At 65.6% G+C, this 15435-nt stretch carries 12 protein-coding genes and 4 tRNA genes; 7 read left to right on the top strand and 9 right to left on the bottom strand.

Annotated features, from left to right (window positions below; translation table 11 throughout):
* The first annotated feature begins 192 nt into the window (after nucleotides 1-192).
* From proV to L3V85_RS16540, 6 genes are read left to right on the top strand one after another with little or no spacing between them, the layout of a single operon-like run.
* The gene (gene proV, locus L3V85_RS16565; RefSeq protein WP_237680144.1) at nucleotides 193-1449 is read left to right on the top strand and encodes a glycine betaine/L-proline ABC transporter ATP-binding protein ProV; all 1257 of its coding nucleotides are present in this window, start codon (nucleotides 193-195) and stop codon (nucleotides 1447-1449) included.
* A 21-nt stretch (nucleotides 1450-1470) separates the two neighbouring features.
* Nucleotides 1471-2646 carry a glycine betaine/L-proline ABC transporter permease ProW gene (proW, locus tag L3V85_RS16560; RefSeq protein ID WP_237680143.1) on the top strand — a complete coding sequence of 392 codons (1176 nt, stop codon included), beginning with the start codon at nucleotides 1471-1473 and terminating at the stop codon, nucleotides 2644-2646.
* Between the two features lie 17 nt (nucleotides 2647-2663).
* Entirely contained in the window at nucleotides 2664-3683 is a 1020-nt protein-coding gene (gene proX / locus L3V85_RS16555) for a glycine betaine/L-proline ABC transporter substrate-binding protein ProX (RefSeq protein WP_237680142.1), read from the top strand.
* A 56-nt stretch (nucleotides 3684-3739) separates the two neighbouring features.
* Nucleotides 3740-5293, top strand: coding sequence for a fumarate hydratase (locus L3V85_RS16550; protein ID WP_237680141.1), 1554 nt, complete (start codon nucleotides 3740-3742; stop codon nucleotides 5291-5293).
* A 1-nt stretch (nucleotide 5294) separates the two neighbouring features.
* Nucleotides 5295-6095 carry a glutamate racemase gene (gene murI, locus L3V85_RS16545; protein ID WP_237680140.1) on the top strand — a complete coding sequence of 267 codons (801 nt, stop codon included), beginning with the start codon at nucleotides 5295-5297 and terminating at the stop codon, nucleotides 6093-6095.
* Nucleotides 6096-6113: 18 nt separating this feature from the next.
* Entirely contained in the window at nucleotides 6114-6899 is a 786-nt protein-coding gene (locus tag L3V85_RS16540; protein ID WP_237680139.1) for a hypothetical protein, read from the top strand.
* A 31-nt stretch (nucleotides 6900-6930) separates the two neighbouring features.
* Here the strand turns inward: L3V85_RS16540 and L3V85_RS16535 are convergent, their stop codons facing one another.
* The 8 genes from L3V85_RS16535 to tig all read right to left on the bottom strand — a co-directional run bounded on the left by L3V85_RS16535 (nucleotide 6931) and on the right by tig (nucleotide 13939).
* The gene (locus L3V85_RS16535) at nucleotides 6931-7572 is read right to left on the bottom strand and encodes a DUF6806 family protein (protein WP_237680138.1); all 642 of its coding nucleotides are present in this window, start codon (nucleotides 7570-7572) and stop codon (nucleotides 6931-6933) included.
* A 20-nt stretch (nucleotides 7573-7592) separates the two neighbouring features.
* Nucleotides 7593-7684 (bottom strand) — tRNA-Leu (locus L3V85_RS16530).
* Nucleotides 7685-7783: 99 nt separating this feature from the next.
* A tRNA-Cys gene (locus tag L3V85_RS16525) sits at nucleotides 7784-7857 on the bottom strand.
* Nucleotides 7858-7920: 63 nt separating this feature from the next.
* A tRNA-Gly gene (locus L3V85_RS16520) sits at nucleotides 7921-7996 on the bottom strand.
* A gap of 65 nt (nucleotides 7997-8061) precedes the next feature.
* Complete coding sequence (gene lon, locus L3V85_RS16515) at nucleotides 8062-10503, bottom strand: endopeptidase La (protein ID WP_237680137.1); 2442 nt, start codon at nucleotides 10501-10503, stop codon at nucleotides 8062-8064.
* Between the two features lie 23 nt (nucleotides 10504-10526).
* The gene (gene clpX, locus L3V85_RS16510) at nucleotides 10527-11792 is read right to left on the bottom strand and encodes an ATP-dependent Clp protease ATP-binding subunit ClpX (RefSeq protein WP_237680136.1); all 1266 of its coding nucleotides are present in this window, start codon (nucleotides 11790-11792) and stop codon (nucleotides 10527-10529) included.
* Nucleotides 11793-11898: 106 nt separating this feature from the next.
* Complete coding sequence (gene clpP, locus L3V85_RS16505; RefSeq protein ID WP_237680135.1) at nucleotides 11899-12507, bottom strand: ATP-dependent Clp endopeptidase proteolytic subunit ClpP; 609 nt, start codon at nucleotides 12505-12507, stop codon at nucleotides 11899-11901.
* A 115-nt stretch (nucleotides 12508-12622) separates the two neighbouring features.
* Nucleotides 12623-13939, bottom strand: a complete 1317-nt coding sequence (gene tig / locus L3V85_RS16500) for a trigger factor (RefSeq protein WP_237680134.1) — start codon at nucleotides 13937-13939, stop codon at nucleotides 12623-12625.
* 269 nt (nucleotides 13940-14208) lie between these two features.
* Here tig and L3V85_RS16495 point away from each other — a divergent pair, with 269 nt between their 5' ends.
* Nucleotides 14209-15174, top strand: coding sequence for a tetratricopeptide repeat protein (locus L3V85_RS16495; RefSeq protein ID WP_237680133.1), 966 nt, complete (start codon nucleotides 14209-14211; stop codon nucleotides 15172-15174).
* Between the two features lie 83 nt (nucleotides 15175-15257).
* Here the strand turns inward: L3V85_RS16495 and L3V85_RS16490 are convergent.
* Nucleotides 15258-15344 (bottom strand) — tRNA-Leu (locus L3V85_RS16490).
* Between the last annotated feature and the right edge of the window lie 91 nt (nucleotides 15345-15435).

Raw genomic sequence — 15435 nt, 5'->3', positions numbered from 1 at the left:
CAAGCTCATCCAGGCGGCGCCCCTCGACCAGGCCCGCCGCTCTGCGAATGAAGCATCCGGCGGGCACTGGTTTCGTCGCCAAGTCGTCTTCAGTGCCTGTCGGCAGTCCATCGAATGGGCTGGGGGCGTGGTCGCGTCGTCCTTTCGGGGGCGGCGATCTGTCAACCCTTCACACGAAAGGAGCCCCGACGTATGGCCAAAGGAATTCTCATCGACCATGTCTTCAAGGTGTTCGGCGACGAGCCCGAGCAAGCACTGGAGCTGGTCCGGCAAGGTCTGTCCAAGAAAGAAATCCTGGCCCGCACCGGCCAGTCGATCGGCGTGTTCGACGCCACTTTCGAAATCCAGGCCGGAGAAATCTTCGTCATCATGGGGCTCTCGGGTTCGGGCAAGTCGACGCTGGTGCGCCTCTTGAACCGGCTGATCGAGCCGACCGCGGGCCGCATCGTGATCGACGGCGCCGACATCAACGAACACTCCGACGCCCGCCTGCGCGCGCTGCGCCGCAAGGACATCAGCATGGTGTTCCAGTCGTTCGCGCTGATGCCGCACATGACGGTGCGCGAGAACACCGCCTTCGGCCTCGAGCTCTCGGGCACGGGCAAGAAGGAGCGCCTCGCGCAGGCCGACAAGGCACTGGCGCAGGTGGGCCTGGCGGGCTGGGGCGCCAGCTACCCTGACGAGCTTTCCGGCGGCATGCAGCAGCGCGTGGGCCTGGCGCGGGCGCTGGCCTCGGACCCGTCGATCCTGCTGATGGACGAAGCCTTCTCGGCGCTCGACCCGATCATCCGCACCGAGATGCAGTCGGAGCTGCTGCGCCTGCAGCAGGAGCAGCGCCGCACCATCGTCTTCATTTCGCACGACCTCGACGAAGCCATGCGCATCGGCGACCGCATCGCGATCATGAAGGACGGCCAGGTGATCCAGGTCGGCACGCCCGACGAGATCCTGCGCAGCCCCGCCAACGACTACGTGCGCAGCTTCGTGCGCGGCGTGGACGCGGCGGCCGTGTTCAAGGCCGGCGACATCGCGCGCAAGCAGCTCACCGTGGTCAGCGAGCACCCCGAGCGCGGCGCGCGCGCGGCGCTCAAGCAGCTGGAAGACCAGGACCGCGACTTCGCCTACGTGACCAGCCCGAACAAGCGTTACCTGGGCACCGTGTCGGCCGACACCCTGCGCGCGGCGCTGGACGGCCATTCGGGCCCGCTGGGCCTGCGGCACGCGTTTCTCAGCGACCTGGGCGTGATCGAGGCCGACGCGCCCGTGGCCGGCCTCTTCGGCCAGGTGGGCCAGGCGCCGTGCGCGGTGCCTGTGGTGGCCGCCGACGGCCGCTTCTGCGGCGCCATCAGCAAGACGACGTTGCTGAAGTTCCTCGACCGCGACACGCCGCCGATCGACCCCACGCACCAGCCGCAACAGCAACCCGCCGCCGCAGCAGCAGTGGCCTGACCGATTTCGAAGGACCTCCAGATGAACGACACCACACTGCCCTCCGAACTCGCGCCCCTTAACGACGCTGCCTCCACGCTCGCGACGCCCGCGCCGATGCCTGCGCCGGTCGATCCGTGGGAAGCGATGTCCGCCGCGCCCGACCCCGCGTCGACCAGCGCCTGGCTCGACGCCCCCGCCCACACAGCGCACCAGATGGCCGGCCAGGCCGATGCCGCCACCGGCGGCTTCCAGCTGCACCGCCTGTGGGACGGCTCGCTGCCCATCGAGTCCTGGATCAACCAGGGCCTGGGCTGGGTGGTCGAGCACTTCCGCCCCTTCTTCCAGACCGTGCGCCTGCCCATCGACAGCACGCTCAATTCGGTGCAGAGCCTGCTGACCGGCCTGCCCACGCTGGCGATGATCGCGCTGATCGGCCTGTTCGCCTGGCAGTTCGCGGGCCGCGCGCTGGCCATCGGCACCACCGTGGCGCTGCTGCTGGTGGCCATGCTGGGCATCTGGCCCGAGGCGATGGTGACGCTGTCGCTGGTGCTGACCTCGCTGGTGTTCTGCATGGTCATCGGTCTGCCGCTGGGCGTGCTGCTGGCCAGCAGCGACCGGGCGCAGCGGATCATGCGGCCGGTGCTCGACGCCATGCAGACCACGCCCGCCTTCGTGTACCTGGTACCGGTGGTGATGCTGTTCGGCATCGGCAACGTACCGGGCGTGATCGTCACGATCATCTTCGCGCTGGCCCCGCTGGTGCGCCTGACCAACCTCGGCCTGCGCCAGGTGCGGCCTGACCTCATCGAGGCCGCGCGCGCCTACGGCGCCTCGCCCTGGCAGATGCTGGTGAAAGTGCAGCTGCCGCTGGCCATGCCGTCGATCATGGCGGGCATCAACCAGGCGTTGATGCTGTCGCTGTCGATGGTGGTGATCGCCTCGATGATCGCCGTGGGCGGCCTCGGCCAGATGGTGCTGCGCGGCATCGGCCGGCTCGACATGGGCCTGGCCACCGTTGGCGGCCTGGGCATCGTGCTGCTGGCGATCTCGCTGGACCGCCTGACGCAGGCCATGGGCAAGTCGCGCCGTGCCGGCGGCCGCCGCTGGTGGCACACCGGGCCGGTGGGCTTCGCGCTGCGCATGCTGCAACGCGCGGTGGCGCCGAGCCGCGCCGCTGGCGAGCCGGTGCCTGCCCTGTCGACCCAGGCGCAATGAACGGAGGACACCAACGCATGACGAAGAAAACCAGTCTCATCGCACGCGGCCTGCTGGCCCTGGCCTTCGTGGCCTGCGGCGCCACGGCCCTGGCCACGGGCAACGACCTGCCCGGCAAGGGCGTGACCGTGCTGCCGCTGAAAAGCTCGCTGGCCGAGGAGGCCTTCCAGACGCTGCTGGTGATGCGCGCGCTCGAGAAGCTCGGCTACACCGTCGAGCCCATGAAAGACCTGGAGCCCGCCACCGAGCACCTGGCCATCGCCAACGGCGACGCCACTTTCATGACCAACCACTGGAGCCTGCTGCATGCCGACTTCTACAAGAACAGCGGCGGCGATGCCAAGCTGTGGCGCAAGGGCGTGTACTCCGACGGCGCGGTGCAGGGCTACCTGATCGACCGCAAGACGGCCGAGCAATACGGCATCACCAGCATCGCCCAGCTGAAGGACCCGGCCATCGCCAAGCTGTTCGACGCGGACGGCGACGGCAAGGCCGACCTCACGGGCTGCAACCCCGGCTGGGGCTGCGAGCTGGCCATCGAGAACCACCTGACGGCCTACCAGCTGCGCGACACCGTCACCCACAAGCAAGGCAGCTACGCCGCGCTGATGGCCGACACCATCGCCCGCTTCAAGCAGGAAAAGCCGGTGCTGTACTACACGTGGACGCCCTACTGGGTCAGCGCCGTGCTGCGCCCGGGGGCGGACGTGGTGTGGCTGCAGGTGCCCTTCTCTTCGTCGCAGGGCGACGCCGGCAACGTCGACACCCAGTTGCCGAACGGCAAGAACTACGGCTTCCAGGCCAACCAGGAGCAGATCGTGGCCAACCGGGCCTTCGTCGAGAAGAACCCGGCCGCGGGCAAGCTGTTCGAGGTCATGAAGCTGCCGATCAGCGACATCAACGCGCAGAACCTGCGCATGAGCCAGGGCGCGAACACGCAGCAGGACGTGGAACGGCACACCGACGGGTGGATCAAGGCGCACCAGGAGCTGTTCGACGGGTGGATCGCCCAGGCGCGGGCCGCGGCGGCTCCCTAGGCGATGGGCTGAGATAATCGGGGGGCGTTTTCACATTCCTAAAAAAGCCCCCCACCATGACGACCACGATCCAGCAGGCCGACCTGATCGAATCGATCAGCGCCGCGCTGCAGTACATCAGCTACTACCACCCCGCCGACTACATCGCCCACCTGGCCCGCGCCTACGAGCGCGAGCAGAGCCCCGCGGCCAAGGACGCCATCGCGCAGATCCTGACCAACAGCAAGATGAGCGCCACGGGCCAGCGCCCGATCTGCCAGGACACCGGCATCGTCAACGTGTTCCTCAAGGTGGGCATGGACGTGCGCTGGGGCGGCTTCACCGGCAGCCTGGACGACGCCATCAACGAAGGCGTGCGCCGCGGCTACAACCACCCCGACAACACGCTGCGCGCCTCGGTGGTGGCCGACCCGCAGTTCGACCGCAAGAACACCAAGGACAACACGCCCGCGGTCATCTTCACGGAGATCGTTCCGGGCGACAAGCTCGAGGTCACCGTGGCCGCCAAGGGCGGCGGCAGCGAGAACAAGAGCAAGCTGGTCATGCTGAACCCCGGCGACAGCGTGGTCGACTGGGTGCTCAAGACCGTGCCGACCATGGGCGCCGGCTGGTGCCCCCCGGGCATGCTGGGCATCGGCATCGGCGGCACCGCCGAGAAGGCCGCGCTGATGGCCAAGGAAAGCCTGATGGACGACCTCGACATGCACGAGCTGCTGGCCAAGAAGAACTCGGGCGCCGAGCTGAGCAAGGTCGAGGCGCTGCGCGTCGAGCTGTACGAGAAGGTCAACGCGCTGGGCATCGGCGCGCAGGGCCTGGGCGGCCTGGCCACCGTGCTCGACGTCAAGATCCAGATGTACCCCACGCACGCGGCGAGCAAGCCCGTGGCCATGATCCCCAACTGCGCGGCCACGCGCCACGCGCACTTCACGATGGACGGCAGCGGCCCCGTGTACCTCGAGGCGCCCTCGCTCGACCTGTGGCCCGACGTGAACTGGGCCCCCGACGAAAAGAAGAGCAAGCGCGTCGACCTCGACAAGCTCACGCCCGCCGAAGTGGCAAGCTGGAAGCCGGGCGACACGATCCTGCTGAACGGCAAGATGCTCACCGGCCGCGACGCCGCTCACAAGCGCATCCAGGGCATGCTGGCCAAGGGCGAGAAGCTGCCGGTGGACTTCACCAACCGCGTCATCTACTACGTCGGCCCGGTCGACCCGGTAGGCGACGAGGCCGTGGGTCCCGCAGGCCCGACCACCGCCACGCGCATGGACGGCTTCACCGAAATGATGCTGGCCGAAACCGGCCTGATCGCGATGATCGGCAAGGCCGAGCGCGGCCCGGTCGCCATCGAGGCCATCAAGAAGCACAAGAGCGCCTACCTCATGGCCGTGGGCGGCGCCGCCTACCTGGTCAGCAAGGCCATCAAGACCGCCAAGGTGGTGGGCTTCGAGGACCTGGGCATGGAAGCCATCTACGAATTCGACGTGGTCGACATGCCCGTGACGGTGGCGGTCGACGCCGGCGGCACCAGCGCGCACATCACCGGCCCGGCCGAGTGGCAAAAGCGCATCGCCAGCGGCGAATTCAAGACCATCATGATGGAAGAAGCCTGAGTTGAACCCGATAGGCGTCTTCGACAGCGGCGTGGGCGGCCTCAGCGTGCTGGCCGCGCTGAGGGCCGAGTTGCCGCACGAGAACTTCGTGTACTTCGCCGACACGGCCTATGCGCCCTACGGCGAGCGCGGAGACGCCTACGTGATCGAGCGCTCGCGCGCGGTGGTCGAACACCTGCGGCGCGAGCACGGCATCAAGGCACTGGTCGTGGCGTGCAACACGGCCACGACCGCCGCCATCCACCTGATGCGCGCCGAGCATCCCGACCTGCCGATCGTCGGGCTGGAGCCTGGTCTCAAGCCCGCCGTGGCAGCCAGCCGCACGGGGCACATCTCGGTGATGGCCACGCGCGGCACGCTGGCCAGCGCCAAGTACGCGGCCCTGCGCGCCTCGTTCGCCGGGTCGGCCGAGGTGCGGCCGGTGCCCTGCGACGGGCTGGTGAAGGCCATCGAAGGCTTCGATGCCGCCGGCATTGCGGCGCTGTGCGAGCGCTACATGCGTGAGGCCGGGCCTTTCGGCGATGGGCCGACGCAGGTCGACACGGTGGTGCTTGGTTGCACCCACTACCCGCTCGTGAAGGACGAGCTGCGCCGGCATGCCCCGGCCACGCTGCGCTTCATCGATACCGGTGTGCCCGTCGCGCAGCAGACGCGGCGCCTGCTGGCTTCGGCCGGCCGGCTCGCGGGCAGCGGCACCACCGGCGGGCTGCGCCTCGAAAGCAGCGGCAATGTTGCCGTGCTCGAAGCCGCCGCGGCGCGCTGGCTCGGGCTTGCCACCGGCACCACCGCCGCTTCAGCCTGATCGGACTCCACGACTTCCATGCGTTCCCAGATTCGCCACGCTGCCCTCTTCCTGAGCCTTCTGCTGGCCGCCGGCCTGAGTCATGCGGCCTGCGAGAGCGGTTTGGCCGAACGCATGCACGCCAAGCTGCACCCCAAGCGACCGCTCGACGAGCGGCTCGCGGCCTGCAAGGTCTGGCCGGCTTTTCCGGGGCGCAGCATCGTCGTGTTGCCGCTGCCGCGCGAGACCACCGATAACGGCGCCAAGGTCTTCGACCTGGAGCTGCTGCTGATCCAGCGCCCCGACAACGGCAACACTGAACGCGACACCGTGATTGGCCGGCTCTTCCAGCCCGAGGCACTCGACGAGGACGCCACCACCTCGATCCAGGACATCCGCATCGACACCTCGCGCTACGTGCTGGCGTCCGACGCCCGCGCCTTCGGCGTGCGCGTGCGCTACCGGGGCACCAGCGCCCCCGGCAGCCCGCTGGCGAGCGAGACCGTGCGCCTGTACGTGCAGCACGGCAAGCAGTTCCGCCAGGTGCTGCAGGAGGTCGAGCTCGACCACGACAACGGGGGATGGGACTCGACCTGCACCGGCCACTTCGAGAAGCTGCGCACGATGCTGTCGGTCGGCAAGACGACGAGCAACGGCTTTGCCGACCTGCAGCTGTCGCGCACGCTGGTGCAAAGCCGCGCGCAGGAAGAGGAAGACCAGGGGTGCGTGGAGAAGGCGCTGCCCGCGAAGTTCAGCACAGTGACGCTGCGCTATGACGGCGAGCGCTTCAAGGTGCCGAAGTCGCTGCTGCGGCAAGCACCCTGAAGTTTCTTTTTTCTTTTTCTTCTGCTGTTGCTCAGTGCAGGTGGCGCGGACGGCGCCCGCCGCCGTGTCCACCGCCGCTGCCCCCGCTGCCGGGGCCGCCCGTGCCGCGCGGGCGCTTGCCGATTTCCAGCGAGTTCACCAAGGCGTCAAAACGGTCGCTGAAGAGGCGATCGATCTCGGAAACGACCCCACCCAGTTCGGCACCGTCGAAGTGGCGTTCCATGAGGTTTACGACGTCTTCCACCAGCAGGTCGCGCTGCACCTGCATGATGGCTGCCGGATTGGGGCCGACGAACAGCATCAGGAAGTCGTCGCGCGACTCTTCTTCGGGGTCGCCCTCTTCCTCGTCGAAGTCGGTGTCGTAGAACGTGACCTCGATGGCCGCGCCGCGGTCCGACAGCTCGTTCAGGCCCATGCACATCTCGTCGAGCGCCTGGCGGAAGTCTTCGTCGCCCGGCACCGTCCAGCAGATCTGGAGCATGTGGTCCTTCTGCTCGAAGCGGATGCCCGGCTCTTCTTCGTAGGTGCTGGTGGCGCCGTCGGCCAGCGACTTGGCGCCGGCGTACTTCCACAGGGGCTTGAGCGCCTCCTGGATCTGGTCGAAGCTCACGTCCGCGCGCAACGGCACATCGCCGTGCACATGGATCTCAAATGGAGCGTTGTAGCGAGGCATCGAATGCTCCCTTGTAAATGTGGTACCCGGAACGGGGGTCGAACCCGTATGCCCCGATTAAGGAAGCGGCGGATTTTAAGTCCGATGTGTCTACCAATTTCACCATCCGGGCGTCAGGTTGAACATCGAAGATAACCCAAACAAAACAAGCCCCGGCAACGTTGGTTGGCGGGGCTTGGTGGTCGGGGTCGAATCGAGTTGAACGAGAGGGTGGAGGCGCGACCCGGAGTCGAACCGGGCTAGACGGATTTGCAATCCGTTGCATAACCGCTTTGCTATCGCGCCACGCAGAAAAACGAAATCGACCTAGCGAAAAAAAGGGAAGCTGGAGCTTCCCTTTTTCAAAACTGGAGCGGGAAAAGAGTCTCGAACTCTCGACCTCAACCTTGGCAAGGTTGCGCTCTACCAACTGAGCTATTCCCGCGTTTCGAGCCTCGAATTATATACCAATATTTCTGGACTCTGAAAGTTTTGCGATCAATCGATCGATCAATGTTTGACGGAGCCTCCGGAAGCCGGCGCCGCAGCACGCTGCTTGGCCAGTTCGGCCACTGCAGCAGCCGATGCGGCCACTTCTTCGTCGGACAATTCTTCAGGCATCTTCTCGAGAGCGATCTCGAGCACCTTGTCGATCCACTTCACGGGAACGATCTCGAGGCCGTTCTTCACGTTCTCGGGAATGTCCTGCAGGTCCTTGGCGTTCTCTTCCGGGATCAGCACGGTCTTGATGCCGCCGCGCAGCGCGGCCAGCAGCTTTTCCTTCAGGCCGCCGATGGCCGTCACCTCGCCGCGCAACGTGATCTCGCCGGTCATCGCGACGTCGCTGCGCACGGGAATGCCCGTGAGCGCCGACACGAAGGCCGTCGTCATTGCCGCGCCCGCGCTCGGGCCGTCCTTCGGCGTGGCGCCGTCGGGCACGTGGATGTGGATGTCGCGCTTCTCGAACACTTCGTCCTTGATGCCCAGGCGGCGCGAGCGGCTGCGCACCACGGTGCGTGCGGCCTCGACCGACTCCTTCATCACGTCGCCCAGCGAACCGGTGCGGCTGATCACGCCCTTGCCGGGCATGGTCACGGCCTCGATCGTCAGCAGGTCGCCGCCGACTTCGGTCCATGCAAGGCCGACCACCTGGCCGACCTGGTTCTGCTTTTCCGCGAGGCCGAAGCTGTACTTGCGCACGCCCAGGAACTCGTTGAGGTTCGCGCCGTCGACCGTGACCTTCGGCGTGAGCTGCTTGAGCAGCAGCCCCTTCACCACCTTGCGGCAGATCTTGGACAGCTCGCGCTCGAGCGAACGCACACCCGCTTCACGCGTGTAGTAGCGCACGATGTCGCGCACGGCCTCTTCGGTGACGAAGAGTTCTTCGTCCTTCACGCCGTTGTTCTTCATCTGCTTGGGCAGCAGGTACTTGATCGCGATGTTGGTCTTCTCGTCCTCGGTGTAGCCCGAGAGGCGGATGACTTCCATGCGGTCCAGCAGCGCCGGCGGAATGTTCATCGAATTCGAGGTGGCGACGAACATCACGTCGCTCAGATCGAAGTCGACTTCCACGTAGTGGTCGCCGAAGGTGTGGTTCTGCTCGGGGTCGAGCACCTCGAGCAGCGCGCTCGACGGGTCGCCGCGGAAGTCCGTGCCCAGCTTGTCGATCTCGTCGAGCAGGAACAGCGGATTGCGCGTGCCGATCTTGCTCAGCCCCTGCAGCACCTTACCCGGCAGCGCGCCGATGTAGGTGCGGCGGTGGCCGCGGATCTCGGCTTCGTCGCGCATGCCGCCCAGCGCCATGCGGGTGTACTTGCGGCCGGTCGCCTTGGCGATCGACTGCCCCAGCGAGGTCTTGCCCACGCCCGGAGGTCCGACGAGGCACAGGATCGGTGCCTTGACCTTGTCGACACGTTGCTGCACCGCGAGATATTCGAGGATGCGGTCCTTGACCTTCTCGAGGCCGTAGTGGTCGGCATTGAGCACCGCCTCCGCGTTGGCCAGGTCGTGCTTGATCTTGGTCTTCTTGCTCCAGGGCAGGCCGATCAGCACGTCGATGTAGTTGCGCACCACGGTGGCCTCGGCCGACATGGGCGACATGAGCTTGAGCTTCTTGAGCTCGCCCTCGGCCTTCTTCAGGCCTTCCTTGGACATCTTCGCGAGCTTGATCTTCTTCTCGATCTCCTCGATGTCCGCGCCCTCTTCGCCTTCGCCGAGCTCCTTCTGGATGGCCTTGACCTGCTCGTTGAGGTAGAAGTCGCGCTGGTTCTTCTCCATCTGGCGCTTCACGCGGCCGCGGATCTTCTTGTCGACGTTCAGGATGTCGACTTCGCGCTCGAGCTGGCCGAACAGGTTTTCCAGGCGGGCCTTGACGTCGTCGAGGTCCAGCACGGCCTGCTTGTTGTCGAGCTTGAGCGGCAGGTGCGCGGCGATGGTGTCCGCCAGGCGGCCCGGATCGTCGATGCTCGAGATCGAGGTCAGGATCTCGGGCGGAATCTTCTTGTTCAGCTTGACGTACTGGTCGAACTGCTGCATCACGGCGCGGCGCAGCGCCTCGACCTCGGTGCCCTTCTCGCCGCCTTCGACCGCCTCGACAGGCGTCACGTTGGCCGAGAAATGGGTCTCGCCGTCATCGATGCGGTTCACGCGGGCGCGCTGCTGGCCCTCGACCAGCACCTTCACCGTGCCGTCGGGCAGCTTGAGCATCTGCAGGATGGTCGAGACGCAGCCGACCTCGAACATGTCCTCTACCGAGGGCTCGTCCTTGGCGGCGGCCTTCTGGGCCACCAGCATGATGCGGCGCTCCGCCTCCATGGCCAGCTCCAGCGCCTTGATGCTCTTGGGGCGGCCCACGAAGAGCGGGATCACCATGTGGGGAAACACCACGACGTCCCGCAGCGGCAGCAGCGGCAGGTCGAGGGCTTCGGGAGGCAGGGGTGTGTGGCCAGACATGCAGATCCTTCGCGTCTTTGGCTTTAAGCCTTTTTCGCCGCCTCGCGGTACACGAGCAGCGGGGGCTTGTTTTCGTCGATGGTCGATTCCTCGACCACCACCTTGTCGACATTGGTCGCGTTCGGCAATTCGAACATGGTGTCGATCAGCGACTGTTCAAGGATCGAGCGCAGGCCGCGCGCGCCGGTCTTGCGGGCCAGGGCCTTGCGCGCGATCGCCTTGAGCGCCGCCGGGCGGATCTCGAGGTCAACGCCTTCCATCTGCAACAGCTTGGTGAACTGCTTGACCACGGCGTTCTTGGGCTCGGTCAGGATCTGGACCAGCGCGTCTTCGCTGAGTTCGGCGAGCGACGCGACCACGGGCATGCGGCCCACGAGTTCGGGGATCAGGCCGAACTTGATCAGGTCTTCGGGTTCGACTTCGCGGAACACCTCGGTGATGCTGCGCTGGGCCTTGCTCTTGACAGCGGCGCCGAAGCCGATGCCCGAGGCCTCGGTGCGGTTTTCGATGACCTTTTCGAGGCCGGCGAACGCGCCGCCGCAGATGAACAGGATGTTGGTCGTGTCGATCTGCAGGAAGTCTTGATTCGGGTGCTTGCGCCCGCCCTGCGGCGGCACGCTGGCCATGGTGCCTTCAATGAGCTTCAGCAAGGCCTGCTGCACGCCCTCGCCCGACACGTCGCGGGTGATCGAGGGGTTGTCGGACTTGCGCGAGATCTTGTCGATTTCGTCGATGTAGACGATGCCGCGCTGGGCGCGCTCGACCTCGTAGTTGCAGCTCTGCAGCAGCTTCTGGATGATGTTCTCGACGTCTTCGCCCACGTAGCCGGCTTCGGTCAGCGTGGTGGCGTCGGCCATCACGAACGGCACGTCAAGCATGCGCGCCAGCGTTTGCGCCAGCAGCGTCTTGCCCGAGCCCGTGGGGCCGATCAGCAGGATGTTGCTCTTGCTGAGCTCCACGTCGTCGCCCTTGGCCTTTTCCTTGTGGCGCAGGCGCTTGTAGTGGTTGTAGACCGCCACCGACAGCATGCGCTTGGCCGGCTCCTGGCCGATCACGTAGTTGTCGAGGTTGGTCTTGATCTCCAGCGGCGTCGGCAGGTCGCTGCGTGCCTCGCGCGCCTCTTCACCCGCGGGCAGTTCGTCGCGGATGATCTCGTTGCAAAGGTCGATGCACTCGTCGCAGATGAAGACCGAAGGGCCCGCGATCAGCTTCTTGACCTCATGCTGGCTCTTGCCGCAGAACGAGCAATAAAGCGTTTTTTCGCTGGAAGAGCCTTTTTTTTCGGCCATGGACAGATGCCTCGTTACAGGGTAGGGACAATGATAACTAAACAAAAACGGCGTTTCCCGTGTGGAAAACGCCGTTTCTGCCATTTGGCGCCGCCGGCGCCGGCCTTCAACCGCGCTTGGCGACGACCTGGTCGACCAGACCGTAGTCCTTGGCCTCGTCGGCCGTGAGGAAATAGTCACGCTCGGTGTCGGTCTTGACCTTTTCCAGCGGCTGGCCGGTGCGCTCGGCCAGGATGCGGTTCATCTGGTCCTTGGTGCGCAGGATGTCGCGCGCATGGATCTCGATGTCGGTGGCCTGGCCGCGTGCGCCGCCCAGCACCTGGTGGATCATGATCTTCGAGTTGGGCAGCGAGAAGCGCTTGCCCTTCTCGCCGGCCGCCAGCAGGAAGGCGCCCATGCTGGCCGCGAAGCCCAGGCACATGGTCGACACGTCCGGCTTGATGAACTGCATGGTGTCGTAGATCGCCATGCCGGCGCTCACGCTGCCGCCCGGGGAGTTGATGTAGAAGGAGATGTCCTTGTCCGGGTTCTCGCTCTCGAGGAACAGCAGCTGCGCCACCACGAGATTGGCCGTCTGGTCGTTGACCTCGCCCACCAGGAAAATGATGCGCTCCTTGAGGAGCCGCGAGTAGATGTCATAAGACCGCTCGCCGCGGCCCGATTGCTCGATGACCATCGGGACCATGCCGAGGCCTTGGATTTCCTGTGCGCTCATGAATATGCTCTCCGGAAAATGAAATCGTTCGCTACTTGTGAACTGTACGCCTGAGTGAAATGGGGCTCGTGCCGCAAAGCACAAGCCCCATTGGCGTAGCGGGCGGCGGCGAAGATCAGCCTTGCTGCTGCGCCATCAGTTCGTCGAACGACACCGACTTCTCGTTGACCTTGGCCTTGCCCAGGACGAAGTCGGTCACGTTGTTCTCGATGACGACGGCTTCGACTTCGGCCAGGCGGTTGTTGTCGCTGAAGTACCAGCGCACCACGTCGGCCGGCTTTTCGTAGCTGGCGGCCAGTTCGTCGATGTGGGCCTTGATCTGCTCGGGCTTGGCCTGCAGGTTGTTGGCACGCACCAGTTCGGCCACCACCAGGCCCAGGCGCACGCGGCGCTCGGCTTGCGGACGGAACACTTCGTCGGGAATCGGAGCCTTGTCGGCATCCTTGATGCCGCGCTGCTTCAGCTCGGCACGGGCGCCTTCGACCATGCGGTTCACTTCGGCTTGCACGCTGGCGTTCGGCAGGTCGAGTTCGGCGTTGGCCACCAGGGCGTCCATCACGGCGTTCTTGTTGCGGGCCAGCAGGCGGAACTTCACTTCGCGCTCGAGGTTGCGCTTGATGTCGGCGCGCAGGCCTTCCACGGTGGCTTCGGCAATGCCGAGCGACTTGGCGAGCTGTTCGTTGACTTCGGGCAGGTGCGAGGCTTCGATCTTCTTCACGGTCACGAGGAAGTCGGCTTGCTTGCCGGCCACGTCCTTGCCGTGGTAGTCGGCCGGGAACGACAGCGGGAAAGTGCGGCTGTCGCCGGACTTCATGCCGCGCACCGCGTCTTCGAATTCCTTGAGCATCTGGCCTTCGCCGACGATGAACTGGAAGTCTTCGGCCTTGCCGCCCTGGAAGGGCTCGCCGTCGATCTTGCCTTCGAAGTCGACCGTCACGCGATCACCGTCTTGGGCCACGGCGTCTTGCGCGCGCTGGGCGAAGGTACGGCGCTGCTTGCGCAGGATGTCCAGGGTCTTGTCGATGGCGTCTTCGCCCACTTCGGCCGAGAGCTTCTCGACTTCGGCGCCCGACAGGTCGTTGATCTTGACTTCGGGGAACACTTCGAAGATTGCGTCGAAGGCGAGTTCGCCTTCGGGCGAGTCTTCCTTCTCGGTGATGCGGGGCTGGCCGGCGACGCGCAGCTTGGCTTCGTTCGCGGCTTGCGAGAAGGCCTCGCCGACCTTGTCGTTCATGACTTCGTAGTGCACCGAGTAGCCATAGCGCTGGGCCACGACGTTCATCGGCACCTTGCCGGGACGGAAGCCGTCCATCTTGACGGTGCGCGCGAGCTTCTTGAGGCGCGAATCGACTTCGGACTGGATGGTGCCGACCGGCAGGGTCAGCGTGATCTTGCGTTCGAGCTTCTCGAGAGTTTCAACGGTCACGGTCATGATGTCTTCCTGGTAAGGGGGCTGTTGCGCGGGGCCTGCATCTTTTTTTATCAATACAGATCAAGGACTTACACTCGCTGGCGGGATTTAAGCGGAGGCACGCTGGTGCCGCCTGCAAAACTGGGCAACCCGGGATTCTAATCCGGCGGGAAAGCGGGTTTTCACGGGGGTGGGAGGCGGCGCGAACGGCGGTCAGGTTTGGCCAATATTCGGCTCGTAGAGTGACCATCGATTCATCGTCCTTCACAGGAACGCACAGGAAGACTCTCATGCTCCAGAGAATGTTCGCCGCCCTCGCCTTCACCCTTGCCGTGGCATTCGGCATGCCATCGCTCGCGCAGGCCAAGACCGACGCGCCGGCTCCCAAAGAGCCGACCATCCAGCAGATCTACGAGGCCGCCAACGGCGGCCGCATGTCCGACGCCGACGCGATGATCGCGAAGGTGCTGAAGGACCACCCGAGCAGCGCCAAGGCGCACTTCGTCCACTCCGAACTGCTCGCGGCCGAAGGCAAGCTCGACGACGCGAGAAGCGAGCTCGCGAAGGCGAAGACGCTGTCGCCCGAACTCGATTTCGCCAAGCCCGAGGCCGTCGAGCGGCTCACGAACAAGCTCGACAAGCCGGCGCCGCAGACCAGGAGCGCGCCCTCTCGCGTGAGCGAACCCGCCGCGCCTGCGCCGCGCGTCACCGAGCGCGGAACGAGCTCCGTGCCCTGGACGCCCATCGTCCTTTTGGGGCTGCTGGTCGTCGGGTATCTCGCCTTCCGGCGCCGTGTCGCGCCGCCCGCGACACCGGTCGCTCCGTCGTACGGCCCGGGCCCAGGAATGCCAGGCATGCAGGGCGCTCCGGCTGGCTACGGAAGCTATGGCCCCGGCGGCAACTGGACACCCGCGCCACCGCCCGCAGCCAGCCCCGGCATGGGCCTCGGATCGGCGCTTGCCACGGGTGCGGCGGTGGGCGTCGGCGCGATGGTCGCGCAGGAAGCGGTGCGCCACTGGATGCACGGCAGTGACAGCAACACGATCGACAACCGGGACAACGGCACGAGCCGCATCACCGACAACGGCAACACCGAAATGGGCCGCGGCCTCTGGCCTTCGTCGACCACGCCTGAGTCCGATCGCATCGTCGACAACGACTTCGGCATCAAGGACACGAGTTCCTGGGACGACTCGAGCGGCGGCGGCAGTTTCGACAGCGGCAGCGACAACAGCGGCGGCGACAACGACTGGTAAGAACCGGCGCAAAAGAAAAAGCCCCGTTCCTTGCGAAACGGGGCTTTTTACTGCTCGATAGAACGGGCTACGTTGCAGAGGGCTGGTGCGCGGGGCCGGACTCGAACCGGCACGTTCTTGCGAACGTCAGGACCTAAACCTGGTGCGTCTACCAATTTCGCCACCCGCGCGATGCCAATCTTTTCAGGTGAATGCAAAAGCGGACGGGCTTTCTGCGCCACGGGTTGCCGTGGGCCAAAGACCATCCGCTTGAAATCGGTC

The sequence above is a fragment of the Variovorax paradoxus genome, from assembly GCF_022009635.1.
Taxonomy (GTDB): domain Bacteria; phylum Pseudomonadota; class Gammaproteobacteria; order Burkholderiales; family Burkholderiaceae_C; genus Variovorax.
The sequence above is the reverse complement of the archived record's forward strand: the minus strand, read 5'-3'. Positions and strand labels throughout refer to the sequence as shown.